This is a genomic window from Streptomyces changchenzhani (assembly GCF_039766235.1).
Taxonomy (GTDB): Bacteria; Actinomycetota; Actinomycetes; order Streptomycetales; family Streptomycetaceae; genus Streptomyces.
Map to the genome: position 1 here is coordinate 179427 of NZ_JBDHNH010000011.1, position 25122 is coordinate 204548.

The following is a 25122-nucleotide window of genomic DNA, read 5'->3' on the forward strand; positions in this document are numbered from 1 at the left end:
CAATCCCCCCTTGGACTGTGAGCGCCGTTGGCCACAGTTTCGGGTGGAACCAGATGCACATCCGATTGCAACTAGCAGTTCATGCTAGCGATCTGGCGAGGTGCCAACCAGAATATCTCTGCCGCTTTGCGATAGCGAACTCACTGGGAAATCGCGATTTTTGGCTTTCCGGTGACCGAGTGGCTCGCCGTTACAAGGCGCAACGTTGATGGCCGCGTCGGGCAGGCAGAAAAGAGGCGACCGTCCTTGCCTCAGACCGCCGGGTCCCAGAGTCCGCTGGCCTCGCCGCGGGCGAGGTGCTCGGCGTAGATGTCGACCTTCCAGGCTATGACTGAACGGCATTCCTTCAGAGCCTGGATCTGTGCCTCGACGCGCTGCTGATGGGCGTCCAGGAGCTGTAGCCGTTCCGCCTCGTTGCCCGCACCGCGCCGCACCAGCTCGGCGAATCGTTTGAGGTCGGCCAGCGGCATCGCGGATTCACGCAGCTTGACGCAGATCAACAGCCAGTCGACATCGACTGCGGTGTAGCGCCGTCGGCCGCCTGTGGTGCGTTGGACCGGTCCGACCAACAGGCCCTCGCACTCGTAGAAGCGCAGTGCATGCACGCTGAGTCCGGTCCTCTCGGCCACCTCGCCGATACTCAGTGGTTCCGCACGGGTTTCGGTAGTCGACATGCAGCTCAGCCTACGGCTTGACCTAGGCAGTGTCTGATGGCTCTTGTCCGGGCGGTGGATCTATCGCTGTTCAGGGCAGGAGTCGGTCATGGTGCGTCGGCATGAACTGACAAATGCTCAGTGGGAGCGGATAGCTCCGCTGCTGCCGGAAATCGGCGGGCCGGGTGGACGGTGGGCCGATCACCGCACCGTGGTCAACGGTGTGTTCTACCGGACACGGACCGGGATTCCCTGGCGTGACCTGCCTGAACGCTACGGAACCTGGCAGACCGCCTACGAGCGACACCGCCGTTGGTCGGCCGACGGCACCTGGTCAAAGATCCTGCGTGCCTTACAGGCCGGCGCGGATGCCACCGCTTTGGATACAGACGGCGAGTGGGCGGTGAACGTCGACTCAACGACATGCCGGGCCCACCAGCACGCGGCTGGAGCCCGGCATACTCCTCCGACCGACCATCCTGAAAAAGGGGCGGCATTCGTGTGGACGAAGATGGGCGTGAGGCCCTGGGACGCTCCCGGGGCGGACTGACCAGCAAGATCCACCTGCTGGCCGACGACCGCTGCCGGCCTCTGGTCTGGCTGACCTCGCCCGGTCAGCGCGGGGACAGCCCGATGTTCATCCCGCTCATGCACGCCCTGAACGTGCCCCGCACCGGGACCGGGCGTCCCCGCACCCGACCGGACCGGGCCCGCGGCGACAAGGCGTACTCCAGCCGCGCCAACCGCGTCTACCTGCGCAGACGCGGGATCAAAGCAACGATCTCGCAGCCCGACGACCAGCGCGCGAACCGCCACCGACGCGGCCGGGCCGGCGGACGTCCACCAGCCTTCGACCGCGACCAGTACCGCCGACGCAACACCGTCGAACGCACCATCGGCAAACTGAAACAACACCGGGCCGTCGCCACTCGGTACGACAAACGCGACTACATCTTCAACGGCACCCTGGCCACCGCAGCCATCGTCATCTGGCTCCGCGACCTCATCAAAGAGCCATCAGACACTGCCTAGACCTCACTCTAGTTCGTAGCGTCGTCGGCATGACCACCACTGATCAGCAGCCGCTCGGCTCGCCCTTCTCGGCTACCAGCACCGCCGAGGACGTCATGGCCGACCTCGACCTCTCCGCCGCAACCGCCATCGTGACCGGGGGCTATTCCGGGCTCGGTCTGGAAACCACCCGGGGCCTGGCTGCCGCCGGGGCCCGGGTCATCGTTCCGGCACGCCGGCCCGAGGTCGCCCGCGCCGCCCTCGCAGATCTGGATGGTTGCGAGGTCATCCCCATGGACCTGGCGGACCTCGACAGCGTGCGTGCGGCCGCCGCGCAGATCAACGACTCCATCACCAGGCTCGACCTCCTCATGGCCGTCGCCGGCGTCATGGCCACCCCTGAGCGGCGCGTTGGACCCGGCTGGGAAGGCCAGCTTGCCGTCAACCACTTCGGACACTTCGCCCTCGCCTGCGAGCTCTACCCGCTCCTGGCCGCCGCCGGCGGTGCGCGCGTCGTCGTCAACAGCTCTGCCGGGCACGCCCTGACCGGCATCCGCTGGCACGACCCGCACTTTTTCACCGGCTACGACAAGTGGCTGGCCTACGGTCAGGCCAAGACCGCCAACGCCCTGTTCGCCGTGCAGCTCGACGCCCTTGGCCGCAACGATGGCGTCCGAGCGGTCGCCCTCCACCCTGGCAAGATCATCACTGGCCTCCAGCGAGAGATGACTCTCCAGGAGCAGATCGAGCGTGGGTGGGTGGACGAACACGGCACCGTGATCGGCGCCGACTTCAAGACACCCTCCCAAGGCGCCGCAACCGGCCTGTGGGCCGCCACCTCTTCGCTCCTCGACGGTCGCGGCGGGCTCTACCTCGAGGACTGCCACGTCGCGCACGTCTCCGCCCCCGACGAGCCCATGGACGACGGCGGCGTCCGGGCGTATGCCATCGACCCCGAGGCAGCCGCACGGCTATGGGAACTGTCCGTCGCGGCAACTGGCGCCACTCCGATCACTCGATGAACCCGCAAAAACGCTTCCGCGCTCTTGGACGTGATCTCCGAGAGCGCGGACTGAATCCTGCCGCCAGCCGTGTCGTGGACAAGGCGTTCACCGGCGTCGAGGCTCAGCTGGGCAGCACGGCCGCCTGTCGGCTGACCGGCCGCTCCCGCGCCACGCACTACCGCCGGCTCCGGTCGGCACCACTACGCAGAGCACGTGCCCCGCAGGTGCAGCCGTTGGCCCTGACGGCCGAAGAGCGGGCTGCGGTCCTGGAGTTGATGAACGGCGACGAGTACGCCGAGCTTGCGCCCACACAGATCTGGGCCCGCGAGCTGGATGCCGGCGCTATCACTGCTCCGTCTCGACGATGTACCGGCTCCTGCGCGAGCAGGATCAGTCCGGTGAGTGACGACGGCAGGCCACCCATCCCGCCAAGGCGGTGCCCACATGTCGGACTATCCCGAACGGTTCGATTCCTTGGCCCACGCCCGCGAGTGGTTCGACGCGTTCATCGCGTATTACAACCATGAGCACCGGCACTCGGGTATCGGCTGGCACACACCCGCCTCCGTCCACTTCGGGACTGCCGAAGAGGTACGGGACAGCATCCGTTGGATTGAGCGTCATGCCACTGACGCCGGCAAGTCTCTGACCAGGTAAAATCGGATCGAGCGTGATCACGTAGCAGCACGCGTCACGATTTTGCCAGCCCTCGTAATGCGTAGGTCTCGGGTTCGAATCCCGAAGGCGGCTCTGTGGAAGCCCCAGGATTCTCACTCGCCGTGACCTGGGGCTTTTGCTATTTCTTGATCTTGTGCCTCAGAGACGGCCCAGTCTGAGAACCCTCACTGAGTACATGCCGATGATCTTTCGGCCGTTGTTTCGTTCCTGCAAGGTGATCGTGTTGCGCATCCTGCGGTGGGGAGCAGTGAGTCCCAGCATGCTGAGGTACCGTCACGCGCCGTTGCTCCGAGGCCCTGGCTATTCACCGACCCGCTACACGGATGCCCTCCTGGTGCCTCCTCCCGGTGGCAGGTTGGTGCCGTCGATGAACTTGTCACGGCGCTTCTGGGGACAGGCGAAAATGCAGCTTCGTACATCATGGGCAACGAGCGGAAAGCCGGGTCATCGCCGCGGCGTGTCCCTCGCGATCGGGTGGCGATGGCTGTGTGCCTGGCCGCACCGGTGGTGACGTTCGCGGGAACGGCGGGAGCCGTCGATCAGGAACGGACGGGTGGCGGCAAGCTCTCGGCAGCCTTCGCGCAGCACGGGCGAGGTGCTGCGGTACTGACTGCGGCGCATCGGGCCCAGTGGCGTTCCGCGCCGGAGAATTCGCTGCCCGCGATCGAGGCCGCGATTCTCGATGGAGCCGAGATCATCGAGATCGATGTCAAGCGCACCAAGGACGGTGTGCTGGTCCTCATGCATGACGACAGCGTCGACCGCACCACCAACGGCAGCGGATCTGTGTCCGATCTGACGTTCTCCCAGGTCCGGGAGTTGCGGCTTCGCGAAGGTCTCGGTCACAGCGGGACGGCTGTGACCGATGTGAAGATTCCAACCCTGAAGGAAGCGCTTCTCGCGACAAAGGACCGGGCGATGATCAACCTCGACAAGGGGTGGTCGTATCGGGACGCGATGTACGACCTGGCGGTGTCGACCGGCACGGTGCCGACGGCGATCTTCAAGAGCACCGCACCTGTCGCGGAGGTCGAGGCCTTCCGGGCCAAGGATCCGGCGATCGTCTATTCCCATGTTGTCGACGATGCCAACGCGAGCAGCATGACAGCGTTCGGCGACAACCCGCCTGACGCCTACGAGCTGATCTTCGACCGTCTCACCGACGCGCAAATCCAGCCGGATGTCGTTGCCGCTGCGAGCAAGACAGGTCGCGTCTGGATCAACACCATGTGGAAGGGCCTCGCTGCGGACTACACGGACGAGCGATCGTTGATCGATCCCGATGACGGGTGGCGCGCCGTCACCGACCGTTTCTCCGCCGACATCATCCAGACCGACAATGTGCGCGAGCTGCGTCGGTTCCTCGCGGGCGCGGACGTCACGGGGCCCGGCGCTCGCTCGAAGTCGTTCCGGGTCCAGGCGGAGGACTATTCCCTCCTGGGCAAGAACGTCGGGTACTCGGACACCGATGACAGCAACAACGGCGGGGCAGCCGCGCGCCCGTACGAGGGCGTGGACATCTGCGATCAGCAGGGCGCGATCGCGGTTGCTACACCCGTGCGGGCGAATGGCTTCGATACGACATCGACGTTCCGCGCTCGGGGACCTACCGGGTTTCCGGGCGCATCGCAACCAAGGGCCCGACGGGAGCGCTGTGGCTCGACTACGGAAACCGGAAGGTGAGTGAGACGGTCAGGCTGCACAACACCACCTCTCACGATGCATTTGAGATGCAACTTCTCGATGGGAAGCGCCCCCTGGCCTCCGGAGCCCAGAGCTTCTGGGTCAGGCTGCCCGCTGAGGGAATTCAGAACTTCAACCTGGACTACCTGCAATTCGACCGCGTCCGGGGGAAGTAGCCACCTGGCCTGCAAGGTCGTCGCGCGGCGGGCCCGCGCGCGTCGTGCAGCTGCTTGCGGCCGGCAGGCCGGCAGGCAGGTACGGGCTGGTACGGGCTGGTCGCGACGCGGCCGGTGGAGCGGTTGCTGCAACCGACTCGGCCTTTGGCGCTGTGTCGTTCTCATGGGAGAGCTTCTCCGGGCTCTCCGGGCTTCTCCGGACTTTCGCCGGCCTTGAGCACGCCGGCCCTCGTGCCGCTGATCAGCTTTGCGTCGCTGTCCGTCGTGTTCACCCACGACGAGACGGTGCCTTCCCTCAAGGCCGGGTAGTTGGCGTTCTCGGTTCTCCTGCAAGTGGTTCCTCGACAGTGCAGGAACCATCAAGTCACCTGCACTGAAAGGGACTTCTCAGGCGCCCGCCAGCCTCATAGCATTCCGTTGCCCCGGAAGCGGAGATTCGCTGAAACGTCATGCTTGGGTGCGGCAGATCCTGCATCACGGCGCGTATCGGCCTGAGGCCCGTCAAAATCCGTTGCGTGATGCGTCTTCCAGAACACGCGTGGCGACAGCGCGTCGGCAAATTGCTGCTCATTCTGCTTGCGGTGATGTCCCTTGGCCTGTTCGCCTGGATAGGGGTCTCCAGCAGCGACACCGCAGGTCAGATAACAGGCGTGGCCGGATTGGCCGTCGCTCTCGCGGGACTGGCACTCGCCCTGGCCCCGTTCTTGCAGCCGCCGCCTCCGGCGAACGAGAGAGAGCTGGCCGACATCCTCGCCGAGACGCTCCAAGGACAGTGGGATGACGAGGTCATGGCGCGCAGACTGCGTGACCCGTCGGTGATCCTGCTGGCATGGTCCGCGACCGAGCGCGCGGTCGCGGACTCTCCGGACGCCATCGCGGGTCCTGCCGGAACCAGGATCCGCAGCCAGGCACTCGAAGGCCGCCTTCAGGGCGGATTCGACGATGCGATTCGCCGACTGGCCGACGGCTACCGGCAGATCCCCAGCGGACGGCTGGTGGTACTTGGCGAACCCGGGGCGGGCAAGACCGTACTGGCCGTCATGCTCGTGCTCGGACTCCTCGGCAGGCGCGAGAACGACGCCGCGGTGCCCGTACTGCTGTCGGTCTCGACCTGGGATCCGGTGAGCGAATCGCTCGATGACTGGATCGTGCAGTCGCTCGCCACGGCCTACTACAACGGCCGTCCCGAGGTGCCGCGCCGCCTGCTCGACCGCCGCCTGCTGCTACCGGTGCTGGACGGCTTGGACGAGATGCCCGAATCGGCGCGCCGCAGTGCGGTCCGCGGCATCAACCTCGCCCGCGGCGACGGGCGCGGGGTCATCGTGACCTGCCGCTCGGCAGAGTACGAGGACGTGATCGAGGGCGGCGCGCCGGTTCTGCGCCGAGCGCCGGTGGTCGAGGTCCGGCCAGTTCCCGCGCGGGACGCCCTCGCCTATCTGAGGGCCGTCGAATGGCCGGAGGGAACCGACTGGAGCAAGGTCTACGAGCGACTGGAGGCGGAGCCCGGCAGCGCAGTGTCCACCGCGCTGTCCACTCCGCTGATGCTCTCCCTGGCCCGGACCGTCCACCAGCACTGCCCCGACTCCCCGGCCAGTCTCCTGGATCACGACAGCCGGCACGAAGTGGAGGACTACCTCGTCGACCGGGTCATCCTCGCGGCCTACGCGCCCCTGCAGGTGCCGGGCGACCCGGCCTGCGCGGATCCGGACTGGCGGGTGCAGGCCGACCAGGCGGAGCGCTGGCTTACGTATCTGGCGAGGTACCTTCACCAGCACCGCGAACGCGACCTTGCCTGGTGGCTGATGGGCGGCCGGCTGCTGTCCCGCTGGGCCGGACCGGCCATCGGTATCGGGCTGGGAGTGCTCGTGATGCTCGCGGTCTCCGCCGGTGCCACCCTTCTCATGCACGACGCCCGCACCGATGACATCCTTGCCGCCGGTGCCGGTACAGGAGGCGGGTTCGCCGTCCTGGCAATGTTCATCTGGTACGCGGCCCCCGAACGGCCCCCCGGACGGCTGTCGTTCGCCGTACGCGGATCCCTGGGCCGACTGCGTCGCGGCTTCGCCACGGGACTCGCGCTGACCGCGATCCCCGCCGTACCAGTGATGGCGGCGGGCGCGGTCACCATCTCGATCGATCCGGTGGGGTGGTCCGCTTCTGTGGTGCGGGACTACTTCCACGGGCTCACGCTCTTGGTGGCTCTCGCCTCGTCGATCGGTCTGGCGCTGGCCGTGCACAACTGGCTCGATGCGCCCCCTGAGCGCTCGACTCGGGCCAACCCGCTGGACTTCCTCGTCCAGGACCGCAAGTCATCACTGACCGCTGCACTGTGTGCAGGAACGGTCCTGGCACTCTCAGCGTTCCCGCTGCTGGCGATCGCCCTGTCGGTGGGCATCGTGATCGTGGCTGTGGCCAGCGGCTGGTCCAACGAGCCGCTCATCGCCGAGGCTGCCGACCTGATATCCGATGGCTTCGAAGGCGGCCCGGCCGTCGCGGCCTCCGTATGCGGGGCCGGGGCCGTCCTGGTCCTACTCATCCTGCTGACCAGGGCCTGGCCGCGGTTTCTGTTGACCCGCCTGGTACTCGGCGCGCAGCGCCGACTGCCCTGGCATCTGATGAGGTTCCTCGCCGACGCCAGGGAGCGGCAGCTGCTGCGGCAGTCCGGGGGGACCTATCAGTTCCGGCACATCCGCCTGCAGGAACGGCTCGCAAGCCGGTCGCTTGCCAAGGACCGGGAGCCGTCCGACCCTGGGGTGGTCATCCGACAGCGGCGCCAACGGGCCGGGACGGTGGCCGCGGTCCTGGTGGCGCTGTCCTTGGTGCTGAGCACGGCGCTGCCCGACGACACCTCGCAGGCCACCTCGATCACCGGCAGCGTCGAGAGGATGGCGTTCGGCCAGGATGGCTCGACCCTGGTCACCGTCGTGAAGGGAGGAGCAACCCGATGGAACGCCGCGACGGGCAGGAAGATCGAGATCCGGTCCCACCCCAAGGTGGGACCGGCAAGCTCCGTCGGCCTTACGGAGAAGGCCAGTGGCCTGATTGTGGTCTTCGATTTTCACGCGGGCAAGGTGTCCAGGTGGGACGCCGATACCGGCAAGCAATGGAAAAAGCCGAAGGCTGTCGGCATTCGCGAGTACTTTGAAAAGGGATATCGCGGTCGGTACTACCCCTTCTACGCATTCGCCCTCAGCGGCGACGGAACGCGCCTGGCCGTTGAGGCCGACGGCCAACTACTGGTCTGGGACGTCGCCGAGGACACTCCCGTCGTCCTGGACCGGCGGCCGGACAGCACGGACATCACGCTGAACCGCAGTGACATTGCGCTGAATGAGGACGGCACGCGCCTGACCCAGTACAGCAAAGACGGCGAGGGGGCCGGCCCTGCCATCGTGCGGTGGTGGGACCTCGGAAGTGCCGTAAAGGAGGGTCCCCCTCCCTCACTCGGCGAGGAGGAGGGGCGCTCCGAGGTCGATCTGGAGGACTACCAACACTCGATCACGCTGAGCGGCGACGGCACCCGCCTGGCCGCTGCCCGAGACAATGAGGTACGGGTCTGGGACACCCGCCAGAAGCGGAAGGTCGCGGACCTCACCGGCCCAATTGCCTCTATCTACTGCCTGGCGCTCAACGAGAACGGGAGCACACTGGCCGCAACGGCGGAGCGAAACACCCGTTTCTGGACTCTTGGCCCCTAGGAAGACCTGGACGGGCGAATGCGTCGACACCCTGGGCGGAAACCCGAGGATCTGGCATCGAACGATGCCCCGAACGTGATCGCTCGTACCGGTATTGCGGGGACGTGAACACGGCCTTCGTCTGATCCTGTGCTCCGACCGTGGCGTCACACTGCCGCGTCGGCACGGGCGAGGGCGGTGCGACCTGACGCTTCGACAGGCAGGATGCTGCCTTGCTGTGGCCGGCCGCGACCGTCAGGGCTTGACCACATGTGCGCCCGGGCCGCACAGCATCATGAGGTCCTCGGGGTCCGAGGTCAGGACCGTTACGGGGGCGGTCGAGGCGAGTGCGGTGGCGGCGACGATTGCGTCCAGGGCGTACTTGTGGCCGTGCAGGCCGGCCGAGACGAGGAGCTTGCTCGCGTGGCGGGCGATGGCTTCCGTTGGCGGGACGATGTCCACACGCGAGGCGGCGTAGTCGAAGCGGGCCTGGTTGATCTTGGGGTCGCGTGCTTCGACGAGCGTGACGGAGCTGGTGACCACGCGGATGTCCTCGGCCTCGGCTGCGGCCAGCCACTCGATGAGTGCGGGCTTGCGCCGGACGAGCTGGGACAACCCCTCGCAGTCCAGGACGAGCGTGCCACTCACGCGGCGTTCGCCGAGCCGGCGGTGTCGCCGCGGAGGATCGCTCGCTTCGCATCGACCGCTGCCTGGTCGACCGGGCCGTGTTCGGCTTCCGCGTCCTCGATGAGTTCGCGCAGCCGCTCCCGCTCCAGTTGGCGCTGGATGAGGGCTTCGACGTAGGCAGACATGCCTCGCTTCCCGGTACGTGCCTTGAGGGCCGCGATGGTGCCCTCGTGGAGCGAGACGGACACCGGCCGGACGGGGCCTTCGCCGGGAGGGGGAGCGGGGGCGGGAGACGGAGGGCTGGCCATGGCGGTAGTTTAACAAAACTATTGTTACTCCGCGGCTTGGATCCGCGCCTCCAGGCTGTGGCTCAGGTCCGTGCAGGTCACCGAGGCGTAGCTGAACCACCAGGGCTGGTGGGCGGGTGGTGTCGGCGCGACGGGCCACCCGGCGCACGCCGAGTGGCTTCGCGAAGTGGCCTCCCGGAATTGCCGGGAATTGGCCACGGCCGGGCACCCGCCGTCTCCCTACTGTCAGACGCGTCATCAGCGGTCATCGGATCGCTGGTGCTCGACAGGGCCACGCCGTCCGGGGAGCTGTTCGGCGCCCCTTCGGCCGCGCCGGTCCGCTGAGCACGCTGAGCCCGCACCCCCACTCGACCCGTACGAGGAGATCCGCATGAACCGTTCGATCCTGGTGGTGTACCGGCCGGCCGCCGGCCGCTACACGGCGCAGTTCCGCAGTGTGGTCGAGGCCGCCACCGGTCTCGGCGTCCAGCCCGTGGTGCTGCTGCCCACCGGCTGGGAGGCGCCCGAGGCCGAGGGGCTGCCCCGCTACCACGCCGATCTGGACGACACGGCGGCCGTACGGGCCGCGGTCGACGGCATCTGCGCCGAGCACCGCATCGAGCGGATCTTCCCGCTCTTCGAGGGCGATGTGCTGCCCGCGAGCCGCAGCCGCCGCGACCACGGGATCCCGGGTCTCACCCCGGACCAGGCGCTCAACTTCCGCGACAAGAACGTGATGCACCGCAGGGCCGAGGAGCTCGGCGTGCGGGTGGCCCGCTCCTGTCGGCCCGACACGGTGACCGCGGTCGCGGAGTTCGCCGAGGAGGCCGGCTACCCGGTCGTGATCAAGCCGTACGCGGGCTGGGCCTGCGGCGACACCTACCGGGTGGACAGCCGCGAGGACCTGGACCGGGTCTGGGCGGCGATGGGCGACGACCGGCACGAATACCGGGTCGAGGAGTTCATTCGCGGCACCGAGTTTCATGTCGACTCGCTGTTCCAGGACGGCGAAGTCGTCTTCGAGCAGCTGTCCCAGTACACGTACTCCGTCCTTGAGTACCTCGACGAGCCTGGCGGCACCATCTCCCGCAAGCACGATCTGACCGCCCGCGAGCAGCGGATCCTTGACCTGAACGCCGTGGTTCTGCGCGGGTTCGGGCTGAGCACCGGTGTGGTCCACGCGGAGTTCTTCCTGCCCGAGGACGGCGGCGACGCCGTCTTCGGCGAGGCGGGCGCGCGGGCGGGCGGCGGTTCGATCGTCCCGGCCGTCGAGGCGGGGCGCGGCATCAACCTCGCGGGCGAGTGGTGCCGTCTCGAACTCGACCCGGACCACCGGCCGGACGCCAGGCTCGGCCCGGAGATCGGCACCGAGTACCTGAGCTCCGCGAAGTACGGGCGCATCACCGCCATCACCACGCCCGAGGAGCTGACCGCGCTCGACACCGTGCTGGACGCCGATGTGTGGAAGAGCGTGGGCGATGTGCTGGCCCCGCCGACCGCGTCCAACGACGTACTGGGCTGGTACGTGTGCGAGGGCGCCGACTTCGAGGATGTCCGGGCCCGCTTCAAGACCGTACGGGACGCGTTCCGTGTCGAGACCCAGCACATCTGACGACCACTCAGAAAGGGGGCCGAGCCATGTGGTTGACCCGGTTCAAAGAACTGCCGCTTGCGCTGCGCGTGCTCTTCCTCGCGTCGTTCGTCAACCGCGCGGGCATGTTCGTCTTCCCGCTGCTCGCCGTCTACTTGGTGCGTGGCGAGGGCCTCACCCCCGGCGAGGCCGGCCTGCTGATCTCCGTCGGCAGTACGGGCCTGCTCGTCGGCAGCCTGCTCAGCGGCCCGCTCTGCGATCTGCGCGGCCGACGCGCGGCGCTGCTGACGGCGCTGCTGCTGAACGCCGCGGGCTATCTGGGCCTCGCGGTCTTCGACGGGCCGCCGTGGACGTACGCGGGACTGCTGTTCGTCGCGCTGGTCGGCATGGGCATGTTCAGCCCCGCGTCCAACACCCTGGTCGCCGACCTCACCACCCCCGAACAGCGGCCCTTCGCCTACACGATCAGTTACGTCGGCAACAACCTGGGCATGGGCGTCGGCCCACTGCTCGGCGGCGTCGCGGCGGCGTACTCGTACCAGGCCATGTTCGCGGGGAACATCCTCGCCGGACTGGCCTGCGCGGCGATGATCGTGATCTGGGTGCCGCGCGACCGGCGCGGCGGCGCCGCCGGCCGCAAGGACAAGAGCCGCACGGGGTCCCTGGGCCACGGTCATGTGCTGCTGATCGTCCTGGTCTCCTTCTTCTACGTCGCCCCGCTGATCGGCCTCGAATACGCGCTGCCGCTCGCGGTCACGACGGTGCTCGACGAGTCCGCGGGCCTGGTCGGCGCCGTCTACACCATCAACAGCATCGTCGTGGTGAGCCTCGGACTGCTCCTGGAGAAGCACATCAGGGCGTACGGCACCAAGATGCTGCTGCTGGTCGCCGGTCTGCTGTGGGCGCTGGGCCTGGCCGTGATCGCCTTCGCCTTTTCGCTGCCCGCCATCCTGCTGTCCACGGTCGTGTGGACGCTCGGCGAGATCATCGTGTCCGTCGTCGTGCCCACGTACATTGCCGACCATGTCGACGAGCGCCGCGTCGGCAGCTTCATGGCGCTCAACGGCTTTGTCCTCGGCCTCGCCCGGCTCGTCGTACCCGTCGGCCTCGGCGTCATCTGGACGGCCCACGGCCACGAGCCCGTCTTCCTCACGCTTCTCACCGCTCCGCTGCTCGGCATGGCCGCGTTCGCGCTGCTGCGCATCAGGCCGCCGGCCGCCACACCCGTGGCCGGGCCCGCACCGGAGCCTCCGACCGTCCCTGTCCCGGCGGTCCCGCTCTGCCCCGGTCAACCCGTCGCCCCCGGACGGGACTTGACCTCGCGCACCACGGCCGCCAGCAGCTCCATGCCCTCGGTGATGCGGGCGGTGGTCAGGGCCGCGTACCCCATCAGGAAGGTCGGTTCGGTCGGCAGGTCCTGTACGAAGTAGCCGGACGCGGGGTAGATCCGCACCCCGCGGTCGGCCGCGAGCCGGGCGATCTCGGCCTCCGTGGCGCCGCGCGTCCCGGTGAGCGTGACCAGGACGTGCAGGCCCGCCGCCTCGCCGGAGATGCGCACCTCGGAGCCGAAGTGCTCAAGCAGCGCTTCGATGAGGCGACTTCGGCGCTGCCGGTAGAGACGGGTCATCCGGCTGATGTGACGGGTGTACGCGCCCGTCGCGATGAAGTGGGCGAGCGCCTCCTGGTCGACGGTGGGCGTCAGCCGGTCGGTGATCCACTTGATGCCGAGGAAGGGCTGCACGAGATGCGGCGGGAGGATCGCGTATCCGATCCGCAGGGCCGGGAAGAGCGTCTTGCTGAAGCTGCCGACGTAGACGACGGTGTCCCGGTGCCGGGCGGCGGCCAGGGCGGGCAGGCGCTCCGCGGTGAAGGTGAACTCGTTGTGGTAGTCGTCCTCCAGGACGGTCGCGCCACGCTTGTACGCCCAGTCAAGGAGGGCGAGCCGCCGCCCCTCGGACATGATGAAACCGGTCGGGAACTGGTGCGACGGGGTTACGTACACCAGCTTGACCCGCGCCGGATCGTGCCCCTGCGCCCGCACGCAGGCGTCGATGTCACCGACCCGCAGCCCCTCCTCGTCCACCGGTACGGGCACCACGGTCGCCTCGGAGCAGCCGAAGACCTGGCGCAGCACGGTGTGGCTGGGGTCCTCGATGACCACCACGTCCCCCGGCCGCACCAGCAGCCGGACGAGGATGTCCATGGCCTGGGTGGCGCCGCCGGTGACCATGATCCGGTCGGCGGACGCGTCCAGGGCGCGGCTCTGCCGTACCAGGGTGGCGATTTCCGTACGCAGCGTGGGGGAGCCCTCGGCCGGCCCGTAGCCGAGCGCGGCGGCGTCGGCCCGGCCGTACGCCTGCTGGAGGGACTGCAGCCAGCGCGCCACGGGGAAGTTGGCGAGCGCGGGCGTGCCGTGCCGGAAGTCGATCCCGGTGCCCGGGTGATGGGTGGGCGCCGGCTCCCAGGGCTGCCAGAGGGCGTTGCCGTCGTCGGTGGATCTCGGCGGCTGCGGGGTGAGAGCCGCGGGCGCCGACCGCCGGGCGCCGGACGGTACGCCGCCGGCGAGCCCGGCGACGCGGGTGCCGGAGCCACGCCGGGCGGTGAGGATGCCGTGGGCGCGCAGGAGTTCGTAGGCCCGGGTGATGACGGTCCGGGAGACGCCGAGCTGGAGGGCGAGTTCACGGGAGGCGGGCACGGCGTCACCGGGCCGCAGCTGCCCCGACCGCACCAACAGGGTTACCTGGTCGCACACTTGCTGCTGCAAGGGCGTGGCACTGTCCCGGTCCAGGGCTATGAGCAGCTCCGACGACCCCATGTCTGTCCCCCCTCACAACCACTGCCGAGTCTCCCACGACCCCCGCAGAGAACCGCAGCCGAGGCGCGTTCCGGCGGTGCGCCGGGGGAGTTGGGGCCACTGCGGCGTGCGATGCGGTCGTGGCAGGATGCCGCGACGCGAATCGTCGGGACCTGGGCGGGTATGTGCAATGTGACGACGGGCCGGACCCCGACGGGTGCCGGCGATGTGACCGAGAGGGGATGACGTGGCACAGGGGCCAGTACCGCTGACCGACCAGGAGATCGCCGAGCAGCTGGAGGGTCTCCCGGGCTGGGAGCAGCTGGGGCACGAGATCACCCGCACCTACGGGCTCGACTATCACGCGGGTGTCGCGCTGATCGTGCAGGTGGCGGACCACGAGCGTCGTATCTGCCACCACGCGGACATCGACCTGCGGATCGATCATGTCCGCTTCGGCATCACGACCCGCGAGGCCGACGACCAGCTGACGGCGGCGGATTTCGCCCTGGCGGCGAGGATCGACGCGATCGTCCAGGCCCACCAGGCGGTCCCGCTCGACTGAGAATGATCCCGGCCGGCCGAAGGCCCCGGCCCACTGTTGCCGCATTCCTCACGATCTGTCTGCTGGTGGCGGGCGTGATCGGGATGTTCATGCCCAACACCACGGGCAAGTCCCTCGATCAGCTTGAGGTCGAACGGGCCACGGGCTGACCGGGAGCGGAGAACCCGCTGCGTCGGGGCCGTTGACAGGCCGGGCGTGGGCGCTTTAGCGTGAAGCATTGAATCGTTTCAAATATTTCGCTACAAAGGTATTCGTTTCAAAGACTGCGGAATTCACACCGGGAGTGACATGACCGAGCCCACAGCCCACGACGCACGGACGGCGACAGTGGCGGCAGCCAAGGCGGCCTTGAAGCGTCAGGCGATCGAGACGCCGTCCTGGGGCTACGGAAACTCGGGGACGCGCTTCAAGGTGTTCGCCCAGGCCGGTGTCCCGCGCAGCCCGCGCGAGAAGCTGGACGACGCCGCGAAGGTGCACGAGTTCACCGGGATCGCGCCCTTCGTGGCGCTGCACATCCCGTGGGACCGGGTCGAAGGCCCCGACGGATACCAGGACCTCGCGAAGTACGCCGAGGAGCGCGGCGTGAAGCTGGGCACGATCAACTCCAATGTCTTCCAGGACGACGACTACAAGCTCGGCAGCGTCACCAACCCGGACCCGGCAGTACGCCGCAAGGCCCTCCGCCACCTCCTGGAGTGCGTCGACATCATGGACGCGACCGGGTCCCGCGACCTGAAGCTGTGGTTCTCGGACGGCACCAACTACCCCGGCCAGGACGACATCCGCGACCGGCAGGGCCGCCTGGCCGAGGCCCTTCAGGCCGTGTACGAGCGGCTCGGCGACGAGCAGCGGATGGTCCTGGAGTACAAGTTCTTCGAGCCCGCCTTCTACGCGACCGACGTACCGGACTGGGGCACGGCGTACGCGCACTGTCTCAAGCTCGGCGAGAGGGCGCAGGTGTGCGTCGACACGGGCCACCACGCACCCGGCACCAACATCGAGTTCATCGTCGCGCTGCTCCTGCGCGAGGGAAAGCTCGGCGCGTTCGACTTCAACTCCCGCTTCTACGCGGACGACGACCTGATGGCGGGCGCGGCCGACCCCTTCCAGCTGTTCCGGATCATGTACGAGGTGCGGCGCGGCGGCGGTCTGGACGGCGGCTCGGGCATCGCGTTCATGCTCGACCAGTGCCATAACGTCGAGGCGAAAATCCCGGCGGTCATCCGCTCCCTGATGAACGTTCAGGAGGCCACCGCCAAGGCCCTGCTCGTCGACCCCGACGCGCTGGCCGCCGCGCAGCGGTCCGGCGACGTACTCGCGGCCAACGCGGTGCTGATGGACGCGTACAACACCGATGTACGTCCGCTGCTCGCCGAGGTCCGTACGGAGCAGGGGCTCGACCCGGACCCGGTGGCCGCCTACCACCGCTCCGGCTGGGCCGAGCGCATTGTCGCGGAGCGTGCCGACGGGCAGCAGGCGGGCTGGGGCGCCTGAGCCCCCTTCGCACTCGCTCCGCCGAACACCCCTCATCCCGTAAGGATTTGCTCATGGCTCCCGCCACTCCCCCACACACCACTGCGGCCGGCTCCGGCTCCGGCCCGGCGTCGCTCCCCGCCGAGGCCGCCGCGCTGCTGGCCCGTTCGCACCGGCTCGGCGCCGACCCGCGCAACACCAACTACGCGGGCGGCAACACCTCCGCGAAGAGCTCGGGCACCGACCCGGTGACCGGCGGCGACGTCGAGCTGATGTGGGTCAAGGGCTCGGGCGGTGACCTCGGCACGCTCAAGCCCGAGGGCCTGGCCGTCCTGCGCCTCGACCGGCTCCGCGCGCTCAAGGACGTGTATCCGGGGGTGGAGCGCGAGGACGAGATGGTCGCCGCGTTCGACTACTGCCTGCACGGCAAGGGCGGCGCCGCGCCGTCCATCGACACCGCGATGCACGGCCTGGTGGACGCGGCGCACGTCGACCATCTGCACCCCGACTCGGGGATCGCGCTCGCCTGCGCGGCGGACGGCGAGAAGCTGACCGCCGCGTGCTTCGGCGAGCGTGTGGTGTGGGTGCCGTGGCGGCGGCCCGGCTTCCAACTCGGCCTGGACATCGCAGCCGTCAAGGACGCCAACCCGCAGGCGATCGGCTGCGTCCTGGGCGGCCACGGCATCACCGCCTGGGGCGCCACGTCCGAGGAGTGCGAGCGCAACGCGCTGAGCATCATCCGTACCGCGGAAACGTTTCTCGCGGAGCAGGGCAGGGCCGACCCGTTCGGCCCGGTGATCGAGGGGTACGCCGCGCTCGGCGCCGCCGAGCGACGCGAGCGGGCCGCCGCGCTTGCCCCCCTCATCAGGGGGCTCGCATCCCGGGACCGGCCGCAGGTCGGCCACTTCGGCGACTCCGCCGTCGTACTCGACTTTCTCGCGAGCGCCGAACACCCGCGTCTCGCGGCCCTCGGCACCTCCTGCCCCGACCATTTCCTCCGTACGAAGGTCAGGCCACTGGTCCTCGATCTGCCGCCCGGCGCACCGATCGACGACGTGACGCGCAGGCTCCTGGAGCTGCATGCCGAGTACCGCGAGGAGTACGCCGCCTACTACGACCGGCACGCCGTACCCGGCTCGCCCGCCATGCGCGGCGCGGACCCCGCGATCGTGCTGGTACCGGGCGTGGGCATGTTCTCCTTCGGCAAGGACAAGCAGACGGCGCGCGTGGCGGGGGAGTTCTACCTCAACGCCATCAATGTGATGCGCGGGGCCGAGGCGGTGTCGACGTACGCGCCGATCGAGGAGTCCGAGAAGTTCCGCATCGAGTACTGGGACCTGGAAGAGGCCAAGCTGCGGCGGATGCCGAAGCCCAAGCCGCTGGCCACCCGGGTGGCGCTGGTGACGGGCGCGGGCAGCGGCATCGGGAAGGCGATCGCGCACCGGCTGGTCGCGGAGGGCGCCTGTGTGGTGGTCGCGGACCTCGACGGCGACAGCGCATCGGCCGTCGCCGACGAACTGGGCGGCGCCGACAAGGCAGTTGCGGTGACCATGGACGTGACGTCCGAGGAGCAGATCGTGGAGGCGTTCCGGGCCGCGGCGCTGGCGTTCGGCGGCGTCGACCTGGTGGTCAACAACGCGGGCATCTCCATCTCGAAGCCGCTCCTTGAGACCACGGTGCGGGACTGGGACCTCCAGCACGACATCATGGCGCGGGGCTCCTTCCTGGTCTCCCGCGAGGCGGCCCGGACGATGCGCGCGCAGGGGCTCGGCGGCGACATCGTCTACATCGCGTCCAAGAACGCGGTGTTCGCCGGGCCGAACAACGTCGCGTATTCGGCGACGAAGGCCGACCAGGCCCACCAAGTACGGCTCCTCGCAGCTGAGTTGGGCGAGCACGGCATTCGGGTCAACGGCGTCAATCCGGACGGGGTGGTGCGTGGCTCCGGGATCTTCGCGGGCGGCTGGGGGGCGCAGCGTGCGGCGACGTACGGGATCGCGGAGGAGAAGCTCGGCGAGTTCTACGCGCAGCGCACCATCCTCAAGCGGGAGGTGCTGCCGGAGCATGTGGCGAACGCGGTGTTCGTCCTGACGGGCGGGGAGCTGTCGCACACGACCGGGCTGCATGTCCCGGTGGACGCGGGTGTGGCAGCGGCGTTCCTGCGCTGATCCGGCCCGGCCCGGCCCGAACGACTCGACCCGGCCCGGCCCGGCCCGAACGACTCGGCCCGGCCCGGCCCGGCCCGAACGACGCCACACCACACGAAACCCCCTAGCTTCCCCCCGCGAGGACCCCGTGCCACCCACCGCTTCCCTCCCCTTCGCCGCCGTCGACCTCGGCGCGTCCAGCGGGCGTGTGATGACCGTTCGGGCCGGCCCGGACCTCCTCGACCTGACGGAGGTCCACCGCTTCCCCAACCGGCCCGTGCGTACGGGCGGCACGCTGCGCTGGGACATACCGGCGCTGTACGAAGGTGTCATCGACGGGCTGCGGGCCGCCGGTCCTGTGGCGTCCGTCGGCATCGACAGCTGGGCCGTGGACTACGGCCTGCTCGACGCGGAGGGTGAGCTGCTCGGCAACCCCGTGCACTACCGCGACAGCCGTACCGAGGGGGTCGCGCAGCAGGTGTGGGAGACCCTGCCGGCCACCGAGCTGTACGCGGCGACCGGACTACAGTACGCGCCCTTCAACACGCTGTACCAACTGGTGGCGGCCCGGGAAACCCCCGAACTCGCCTCCGCCAAACGCCTGTTGCTGATCCCCGATCTCCTCACGTACTGGCTCACCGGCCAGTCGGGCACCGAGCTGACCAACGCCTCCACCACCCAGCTGATCGACCCCCGCACCGGCGACTGGGCGTACGGCGTCGCGGCGTGGCTGGGGATCGACCTGAGCCTGTTCGCGCCGCTGCGCCGCCCCGGCGATCCGGCGGGGCACCTGCTGCCGCGGGTGCTGGCCGAGACCGGTCTGACCGGGCCCGTTCCGGTGACCGCGGTCGGCTCGCACGACACCGCTTCCGCCGTGGCCGCCGTACCCGCCACCACCGACCGCTTCGCCTACATCTGCACCGGCACCTGGTCGCTCGCCGGGGTGGAACTGGACGCACCCGTCCTCACCGAGGCGAGCCGCACCGCCAACTTCACCAATGAGCTGGGCATCGACGGCACCGTCCGCTATCTGCGCAACATCATGGGCCTGTGGCTCCTCCAGGAGTGCCTGCGGGAGTGGGGCGGCCCCGACGACCTCACCGCGCTGCTGCGGGAGGCCGCCGAAGCGCCGCCGCTGCGGTCCGTCGTCGACGCCGGTGACGCCTCGTTCCTCGCGCCCGGCCGGATGCCCGAGCGCATCGCGGAGGCCTGCCGGGACGCGGGGGCGCCCGCGCCGCGCACCCGCGCCGAAACCCTCCGCTGCATCCTCGACTCGCTGGCCCTCGCCCACCGCCGCACGATCGCCGAAGCGGCGCGGCTCGCCGACCACCCGGTCGACGTCGTGCACATCGTCGGCGGCGGCGCCCGCAACACCCTGCTGTGCCAGCTGACCGCCGACGCCTGCGGCCTGCCGGTGGTGGCGGGCCCCGCCGAGGCCGCCGCGCTCGGCAACGCCCTCGTGCAGGCACGGGCCCACGGGCTGTTCGGCGACCGGGCCGCGATGCGCGAACTGGTGGCCCGTACACAGCTGTTGACGCGCTACGAACCCGGGGGCGACGCCGCCGCGTGGCAGGCGGCCGAGCGTCGGGTGCACACCGGATGACGCGCCCCGCGCTGCGCATCGCGCTGTTCCTGACGTGCGTCAACGACACCCTCTACCCGGACACCGGCCGCGCGGTCGTGAGACTGCTGCGCAGGCTGGGGGTCGAGGTGGACTTCCCCACGGCCCAGACCTGCTGCGGGCAGGCGCACTACAACACCGGCTACCGCCACCAGGCGGAGCCGCTGGCCAGGCTTCGCCGAGGTGTTCGCGGAGTACGACGCGATCGTGACGCCCTCCGGGTCGTGCGGCGCCATGGTGCGCGAGCTGTATCCCCGGATGGGCGACCGGGCCCGCGCCGAGGGCCACGGCGACGACCTGGCCGAGGTGCTCGCGCCGCTGGGCCCGAAGACGTACGAACTCACCGAGTTCCTGGTGGACGTGCTCGGGCTCACGGACGTCGGTGCGTACTACCCGCACACCGTGACGTACCACCCGACCTGCCACGGCCTGCGCTCACTCGGCTTGGGCGACCGGCCCACGCGGCTGCTCGAAGCAGTCCGGGGCCTGGAGCTCGTCGCACTGCCGCGCGCCGACGAGTGCTGCGGCTTCGGCGGCACCTTCGCCCTGAAGAACCCCGATGTGTCGGCGGCCATGGGCGCCGACAAGGTCCGCCACGCCGAGTCCACCGGCGCCGACGTGCTGTGCGCGGCGGACAACTCCTGTCTGATGCACATCGGCGGCACCATGTCCCGGCTGCGTACGTCGCTGCGCCCCGTCCATATCGCGGAGATCCTGGCGAGCACGGAAGCGGAGCCCCTGTCATGAGCGGCACATTCGTCGGCATGCCCGCCTTCCCGGAGGCCGCGCGCGACGCCGTGCGTGACCCGGTGCTGCGCGGCAATCTGCGCAAGGCCACCCGCACCATCCGCGACAAGCGCGCCCAGGCGGTCTCCGAGCTGGCGGACTGGGCCGAACTCCGCGAGGCGGGCAAGCAGATCAAGGACCACACGCTGGCCCATCTCGACCACTATCTGGTCCAGTTGGAGGCCGCTGTGACGGCGGCCGGCGGGACCGTGCACTGGGCGGTCGACGCGGAGGAGGCCAACCGCATCGTGGCCCGGCTGGTGCGGGAGACCGGCGAGACCGAGGTCGTCAAGGTCAAGTCGATGGCCACCCAGGAGATCGGCCTGAACGAGGCCCTGGAGGCCGAGGGCATCAGCGCCTACGAGACCGATCTGGCCGAGCTCATCGTGCAGTTGGGCAAGGACCGGCCCTCGCACATCCTCGTCCCCGCCATCCACCGCAATCGCGGCGAGATCCGCGATATCTTCCGCCGCGAGATGGGCGAGTGGGGGAGGCCCGCGCCCGAGGGCCTGAGCGACACCCCCGCCGAGCTGGCCGAGGCGGCGCGTGTCCACCTGCGCGAGAAGTTCCTCCGGGCCAAGGTCGCGGTCTCCGGCGCCAATTTCATGGTCGCCGAGACCGGCACCCTGGTCGTCGTGGAGTCCGAGGGCAACGGCCGTATGTGCCTTACGCTTCCCGACACTCTCATCTCGGTCGTCGGCATCGAGAAGATCGTGCCGACCTGGCGCGACCTGGAGGTCTTCCTCCAGACGCTGCCGCGCTCGTCGACGGCCGAGCGGATGAACCCGTACACCTCGATGTGGACGGGAACGGACAACACCGGTGCCGCGGACGGCCCGAGGAACTTCCACCTCGTCCTCCTCGACAACGGCCGCACCGACACACTCGCCGACGACGTCGGCCGTCAGGCCCTGCGCTGCATCCGCTGCTCGGCCTGCCTCAATGTGTGCCCGGTGTACGAGCGGGCGGGCGGGCACGCCTACGGGTCCGTCTACCCGGGGCCGATCGGCGCAATCCTCAGCCCCCAACTACGCGGCACCCAGAGCGACATCGACGCCTCGCTGCCTTTCGCGTCGACCCTCTGCGGTGCCTGTTACGAGGTGTGCCCGGTCGCCATCGACATCCCCGAGGTCCTCGTCCATCTGCGGGAGCGCGTCGCGCAGGGCGGCGAGGTCACCCGCGACGGCGTACGGGTCACACTGCCGCCCGCGCGGGGCCACATCGCCGAGCGCACGGCGATGCGGGCGGCCCGCTGGGCCTTCGGCCACCCCGCGGTACTGCGGGCCGGGCAGCGCCTTGCCTCGCTCACCCGCCGCATCCATCCCCGCACACTGCCGGGCCCCGGCCGGGCGTGGAGCGCGACCCGTGATCTGCCACGGGTGCCCAAGAGGGCGTTCGGAGACTGGTGGCGGCTGACCCGGCGACGTAACTCCGAGGGGAAGGACAGCACATGAGCAGCAGCAGGGACGTGATCCTGGACCGGGTGCGACGGGCGCTCGGCCCGGCGGCGGAGGCGCAGGACGTGGGGGAGGCGTATCGGACGTCCGTCGGCCGGGACTACCTGCGCGAGCACGGCGCGCGCAGCGCCGGGCAGAACGTCGAACTGCTCGCCGAGAACCTGGCGGACTACCGGGCGATCGTGCACCGCACGGACCCGGCCGCACTCCCGGACCTGCTGGCGCGGCTGCTCGCCGCGCGCGGCTCGCGGACGGTCCTGGTCCCGGACGGTCTGCCGCCCGAGTGGCTGCCCGCGACCGGCCCCGAGCGCGTCCGGGACCGGGCCGAGGGCACCCCGGAGCAACTCGACGCCCTGGACAGCGTCATCACCGGGTGCGCGGTCGCCATCGCCGAGACCGGCACGATCGTCCTGGACGGCGGCCTTGGCCAGGGCCGGCGCAGGATCACCCTTGTCCCGGACCACCACATCTGCGTGGTCCGGGTCCCCGGCCAGGTCGTCCCCTCGGTCCCGTTCGCGCTGGAGCGGCTCGACCCGGCCCGCCCGCAGACCTGGATCTCGGGTCCTTCGGCCACCAGCGACATCGAGCTGGACCGGGTGGAGGGCGTGCACGGCCCCCGCACGCTTGAGGTGGTCCTGCTGACAGGTTGATGCCAGTCAGCGTGGTGCCAGTCAGCGTGGTGCCAGGCTGGATCGTCGTACGACCAGCTCCGGCTGGAGTACGACGCGGCGGTGCTGGTGGCTGCGCTCAGGGGTGGATTCGATCTCCTCCAGGAGGAGTTCGGCGGCGAGGGTGCCCATGGCGACGGCTGGCTGGCGCACGGAGGTGAGCGGCACGGCTGCGGCGGCGGCGAACTCGATGTCGTCGTAGCCGACGATCGCCATGTCCTGGGGGACGCGTACTCCGGCGGCGTACATCTCCTGGAGGACGCCCAGCGCGAGCAGGTCGTTGGCGCAGAAAGCGGCCGTGGGCCGGTCGGCCATGCCCAGGATGCGGGCGCCCGAGTCACGGCCTGCGGCCACGTCGAGCCGCTCGGTCGCCAGCTCACGCAGCGCCGAGGCCGGCAGGCCCGCTTCGGCGAGTGCCCGGAGCGCGCCCGCCCGGCGGTCCCTGACCTGGTTGAACCCGGGAGGGCCACTCACATACGCGATGCTGCGGTGTCCCGCGTCGAGGAGGTGGCGCACCGCGAGCGCCCCGCCCATGACGTCGTCGACGGACACCGAGCACTCGGTGGTGCCGTCGGCGACGCGGTCGACCAGGACGAACGGGATCTCGCGCCGACGGAACGCGGCGATGTTGCGGCCGGTCGCGTCCGCCGGGGTCAACAGGACGCCCCGCACCCGCTGTTCGGCGAAGAGCGACAGGTACTCGGCCTCCTCGACGGGGCTCTGGGCGCTGTTGCACACCATGACGCGCAGCCCCGCATCGCGCGCGGCACGCTCGGCGCCGCGCGCGACGTCCACGAAGAACGGGTTGGCCAGGTCGAGGACGAGCAGGGCCATGATGCGGCTGTGTCCGGCGCGCAGTTGCCTGGCGGATTCGCTGCGGACATAGCCGAGGCGGTCGATGGCGGTCCGCACCCGGTTGCGGGTCTCCTCGGAGACCATGTCGGGGCGGTTGATCACGTTCGACACGGTGCCGACCGACACCCCGGCCCGCCTCGCCACGTCCTTGATGCCGACCATGTGCTCCCGTTCTCCGTTCCGGGGGCCGGCCGTTCCCGGCCGACCCCCGCCCGCACCCTCGAAACCTTCGGCCTCAGAACTTGAACTGGTCGATGTTCTTCTTGTCGAAGACCGTCGGCTCACCGAGGTCGACGACACCCTTGTCGCCGATGGTGAAGCTGCCGAGGTCGCCCGCCTTGTACGTCTCGCCCTTCTTGCCGGTGATCTGCCCGGAGGACAGCGCCACGGCGGTGTGCGCGGCGAGCGCGCCGAGCTTGGCCGGGTCCCACAGTTCGAAGCCCTCGACGGTGCCGTTCTTCACGTACTGGCGCATGTCGTTGGGGGTGCCGAGCCCGGTCAGCTTGACCTTCCCCTTGTACTTGGACCCCGACAGGTACTGGGCCGCCGCCTTGATGCCGACCGTGGTCGGCGAGATGATCCCGGCCAGCTTCGGGTATTCCTGGAGGAGGCCCTGGGTCTGCTGGAAGGACTGCTGGGCGTCGTCATTGCCGTAGGCGGTCTTGACGAGCTTCATGTCCTTGTACTTCGGGTCCTTCAGCTCGTCCTTCATGAACTCGATCCAGGTGTTCTGGTTCGTCGCGGTCTGCGCGGCGGACAGGATCGCGATGTCGCCCTTGTAGCCGAGCTGTTCGCCGAGCAGCTGCACCTGGGTGCGGCCGATCGCCTCGGCACTGGCCTGCGACACGAACACGTTGCGGCACTCGGTGTTGGTGTCCGAGTCGTACGTCACGACCTTGATGTCGTTCTTCATGGCCTGCTTGAGCGCGGTGCACAGGGCGCCCGGGTCCTGCGCGGACACGGCCATGGCGTCGACCTGCTGCTGCATGAGCGTATTGACGTAACTGACCTGGCCGCTGGTGTCGGTGGCGCTGCTGGGGCCGGTCTCCTTGTACGTCGAGCCGAGCGCCTTCAGCGCCTTCTCGCCGCCCCGGTCGGCGACCGTGAAGTACGGGTTGTTGACCTGCTTGGGCAGGAAGGCGACGGTGAGGCCCTTCTTGGTGGCCGCGCCCGGGTCGGCCTTCGCGCCGGACTGGGCGGCGCCCGCGTCGTCCTTGGCCGAGTCCTTGGTGGTGCCTCCGCAGGCCGTGGCGGCGAGGGTGAGCGAGGTGACGGCGGCGAGGGCGGCGCAGCCGCGGCGGAGTGCGGGAGAGAGCATCTTCGGTCCCTTTCGGACGTTGCGTGAGGTCGAGGGGCGGGGGTGGGCGCG

The 25122-nt window shown here is 69.5% G+C and carries 20 protein-coding genes and 2 pseudogenes; 16 read left to right on the forward strand and 6 right to left on the reverse strand.

Features of this window, described 5'->3' with window-relative positions:
- Positions 1 to 251: 251 nt before the first annotated feature.
- Entirely contained in the window at positions 252 to 674 is a 423-nt protein-coding gene (locus tag ABCR94_RS30995) for a MerR family transcriptional regulator (RefSeq protein ID WP_347123874.1), read from the reverse strand.
- 88 nt (positions 675 to 762) lie between these two features.
- Between ABCR94_RS30995 and ABCR94_RS31000 the strand changes: the two genes are divergently transcribed.
- The 6 genes from ABCR94_RS31000 (at position 763) to ABCR94_RS31020 (ending at position 8903) form a co-directional block, all read left to right on the forward strand.
- Positions 763 to 1685, forward strand: a protein-coding gene (locus tag ABCR94_RS31000) for an IS5 family transposase (protein ID WP_521976869.1) whose coding sequence is annotated in 2 segments (ribosomal slippage) — positions 763 to 1149 and positions 1152 to 1685 — 921 coding nt in all. Because the reading frame shifts where the segments join, the coding sequence is not laid out codon by codon here.
- A gap of 29 nt (positions 1686 to 1714) precedes the next feature.
- Positions 1715 to 2686 (forward strand): SDR family NAD(P)-dependent oxidoreductase, encoded by a 972-nt coding sequence (locus tag ABCR94_RS31005; protein WP_347123876.1) that lies wholly within the window; start codon positions 1715 to 1717, stop codon positions 2684 to 2686.
- A 426-nt stretch (positions 2687 to 3112) separates the two neighbouring features.
- Positions 3113 to 3325, forward strand: coding sequence for an integrase core domain-containing protein (locus ABCR94_RS39255; protein WP_521978222.1), 213 nt, complete (start codon positions 3113 to 3115; stop codon positions 3323 to 3325).
- Positions 3326 to 3766: 441 nt separating this feature from the next.
- Positions 3767 to 5029, forward strand: a complete 1263-nt coding sequence (locus ABCR94_RS31015; protein WP_347123877.1) for a glycerophosphodiester phosphodiesterase family protein — start codon at positions 3767 to 3769, stop codon at positions 5027 to 5029.
- Complete coding sequence (locus ABCR94_RS39260; RefSeq protein WP_521978271.1) at positions 4930 to 5205, forward strand: carbohydrate-binding protein; 276 nt, start codon at positions 4930 to 4932, stop codon at positions 5203 to 5205. The genes ABCR94_RS31015 and ABCR94_RS39260 overlap by 100 nt, the downstream gene beginning before the upstream one ends.
- 518 nt (positions 5206 to 5723) lie before the next feature.
- The gene (locus ABCR94_RS31020; RefSeq protein ID WP_347124058.1) at positions 5724 to 8903 is read left to right on the forward strand and encodes an NACHT domain-containing protein; all 3180 of its coding nucleotides are present in this window, start codon (positions 5724 to 5726) and stop codon (positions 8901 to 8903) included.
- A 234-nt stretch (positions 8904 to 9137) separates the two neighbouring features.
- Here the strand turns inward: ABCR94_RS31020 and ABCR94_RS31025 are convergent, their stop codons facing one another.
- Both ABCR94_RS31025 and ABCR94_RS31030 read right to left on the reverse strand, forming a co-directional pair.
- The gene (locus tag ABCR94_RS31025; protein WP_347123878.1) at positions 9138 to 9530 is read right to left on the reverse strand and encodes a type II toxin-antitoxin system VapC family toxin; all 393 of its coding nucleotides are present in this window, start codon (positions 9528 to 9530) and stop codon (positions 9138 to 9140) included.
- Positions 9527 to 9817 (reverse strand): hypothetical protein, encoded by a 291-nt coding sequence (locus ABCR94_RS31030; protein WP_347123879.1) that lies wholly within the window; start codon positions 9815 to 9817, stop codon positions 9527 to 9529. Before ABCR94_RS31030 ends, ABCR94_RS31025 begins: the two co-directional genes overlap by 4 nt.
- A gap of 370 nt (positions 9818 to 10187) precedes the next feature.
- On the opposite strand from ABCR94_RS31030, the gene ABCR94_RS31035 reads away from it, so the two are divergent.
- On the forward strand, positions 10188 to 11408 hold the full coding sequence (locus tag ABCR94_RS31035; RefSeq protein ID WP_347123881.1) for an ATP-grasp domain-containing protein: 1221 nt from the start codon (positions 10188 to 10190) through the stop codon (positions 11406 to 11408).
- 26 nt (positions 11409 to 11434) lie between these two features.
- Positions 11435 to 12643, forward strand: a pseudogene (locus tag ABCR94_RS31040) (MFS transporter); the annotation flags it as partial.
- A gap of 32 nt (positions 12644 to 12675) precedes the next feature.
- Here the strand turns inward: ABCR94_RS31040 and pdxR are convergent.
- A complete protein-coding gene (pdxR, locus tag ABCR94_RS31045; RefSeq protein WP_347123883.1) occupies positions 12676 to 14202 on the reverse strand; it encodes a MocR-like pyridoxine biosynthesis transcription factor PdxR in 1527 nt (508 codons plus the stop codon).
- Between the two features lie 226 nt (positions 14203 to 14428).
- Between pdxR and ABCR94_RS31050 the strand changes: the two genes are divergently transcribed.
- The 8 genes and pseudogenes from ABCR94_RS31050 (at position 14429) to ABCR94_RS31085 (ending at position 22880) form a co-directional block, all read left to right on the forward strand.
- Positions 14429 to 14746 (forward strand): 4a-hydroxytetrahydrobiopterin dehydratase, encoded by a 318-nt coding sequence (locus ABCR94_RS31050; protein ID WP_347123884.1) that lies wholly within the window; start codon positions 14429 to 14431, stop codon positions 14744 to 14746.
- Between the two features lie 2 nt (positions 14747 to 14748).
- Positions 14749 to 14895, forward strand: a complete 147-nt coding sequence (locus tag ABCR94_RS31055) for a hypothetical protein (RefSeq protein ID WP_347123885.1) — start codon at positions 14749 to 14751, stop codon at positions 14893 to 14895.
- Positions 14896 to 15034: 139 nt separating this feature from the next.
- Positions 15035 to 16240, forward strand: coding sequence for an L-rhamnose isomerase (gene rhaI / locus ABCR94_RS31060; protein WP_347123887.1), 1206 nt, complete (start codon positions 15035 to 15037; stop codon positions 16238 to 16240).
- Positions 16241 to 16293: 53 nt separating this feature from the next.
- Positions 16294 to 18387, forward strand: coding sequence for a bifunctional aldolase/short-chain dehydrogenase (locus ABCR94_RS31065; protein WP_347123888.1), 2094 nt, complete (start codon positions 16294 to 16296; stop codon positions 18385 to 18387).
- 190 nt (positions 18388 to 18577) lie between these two features.
- Positions 18578 to 19969 carry a rhamnulokinase gene (locus tag ABCR94_RS31070; protein WP_347124060.1) on the forward strand — a complete coding sequence of 464 codons (1392 nt, stop codon included), beginning with the start codon at positions 18578 to 18580 and terminating at the stop codon, positions 19967 to 19969.
- 11 nt (positions 19970 to 19980) lie between these two features.
- Positions 19981 to 20734: pseudogene (locus ABCR94_RS31075) on the forward strand ((Fe-S)-binding protein).
- Complete coding sequence (locus tag ABCR94_RS31080) at positions 20731 to 22227, forward strand: LutB/LldF family L-lactate oxidation iron-sulfur protein (RefSeq protein WP_347123889.1); 1497 nt, start codon at positions 20731 to 20733, stop codon at positions 22225 to 22227. The pseudogene ABCR94_RS31075 and the gene ABCR94_RS31080 overlap by 4 nt, the downstream one beginning before the upstream one ends.
- Entirely contained in the window at positions 22224 to 22880 is a 657-nt protein-coding gene (locus tag ABCR94_RS31085) for a LutC/YkgG family protein (protein ID WP_347123891.1), read from the forward strand. Before ABCR94_RS31080 ends, ABCR94_RS31085 begins: the two co-directional genes overlap by 4 nt.
- A 21-nt stretch (positions 22881 to 22901) precedes the next feature.
- On the opposite strand, the gene ABCR94_RS31090 is transcribed toward ABCR94_RS31085, so the two are convergent.
- Both ABCR94_RS31090 and rhaS read right to left on the reverse strand, forming a co-directional pair.
- The gene (locus ABCR94_RS31090) at positions 22902 to 23915 is read right to left on the reverse strand and encodes a LacI family DNA-binding transcriptional regulator (RefSeq protein WP_347123893.1); all 1014 of its coding nucleotides are present in this window, start codon (positions 23913 to 23915) and stop codon (positions 22902 to 22904) included.
- Between the two features lie 73 nt (positions 23916 to 23988).
- Positions 23989 to 25071: a rhamnose ABC transporter substrate-binding protein gene (gene rhaS / locus ABCR94_RS31095; RefSeq protein WP_347123895.1), complete on the reverse strand. Its 1083-nt coding sequence runs from the start codon at positions 25069 to 25071 to the stop codon at positions 23989 to 23991.
- Positions 25072 to 25122: the final 51 nt, after the last annotated feature.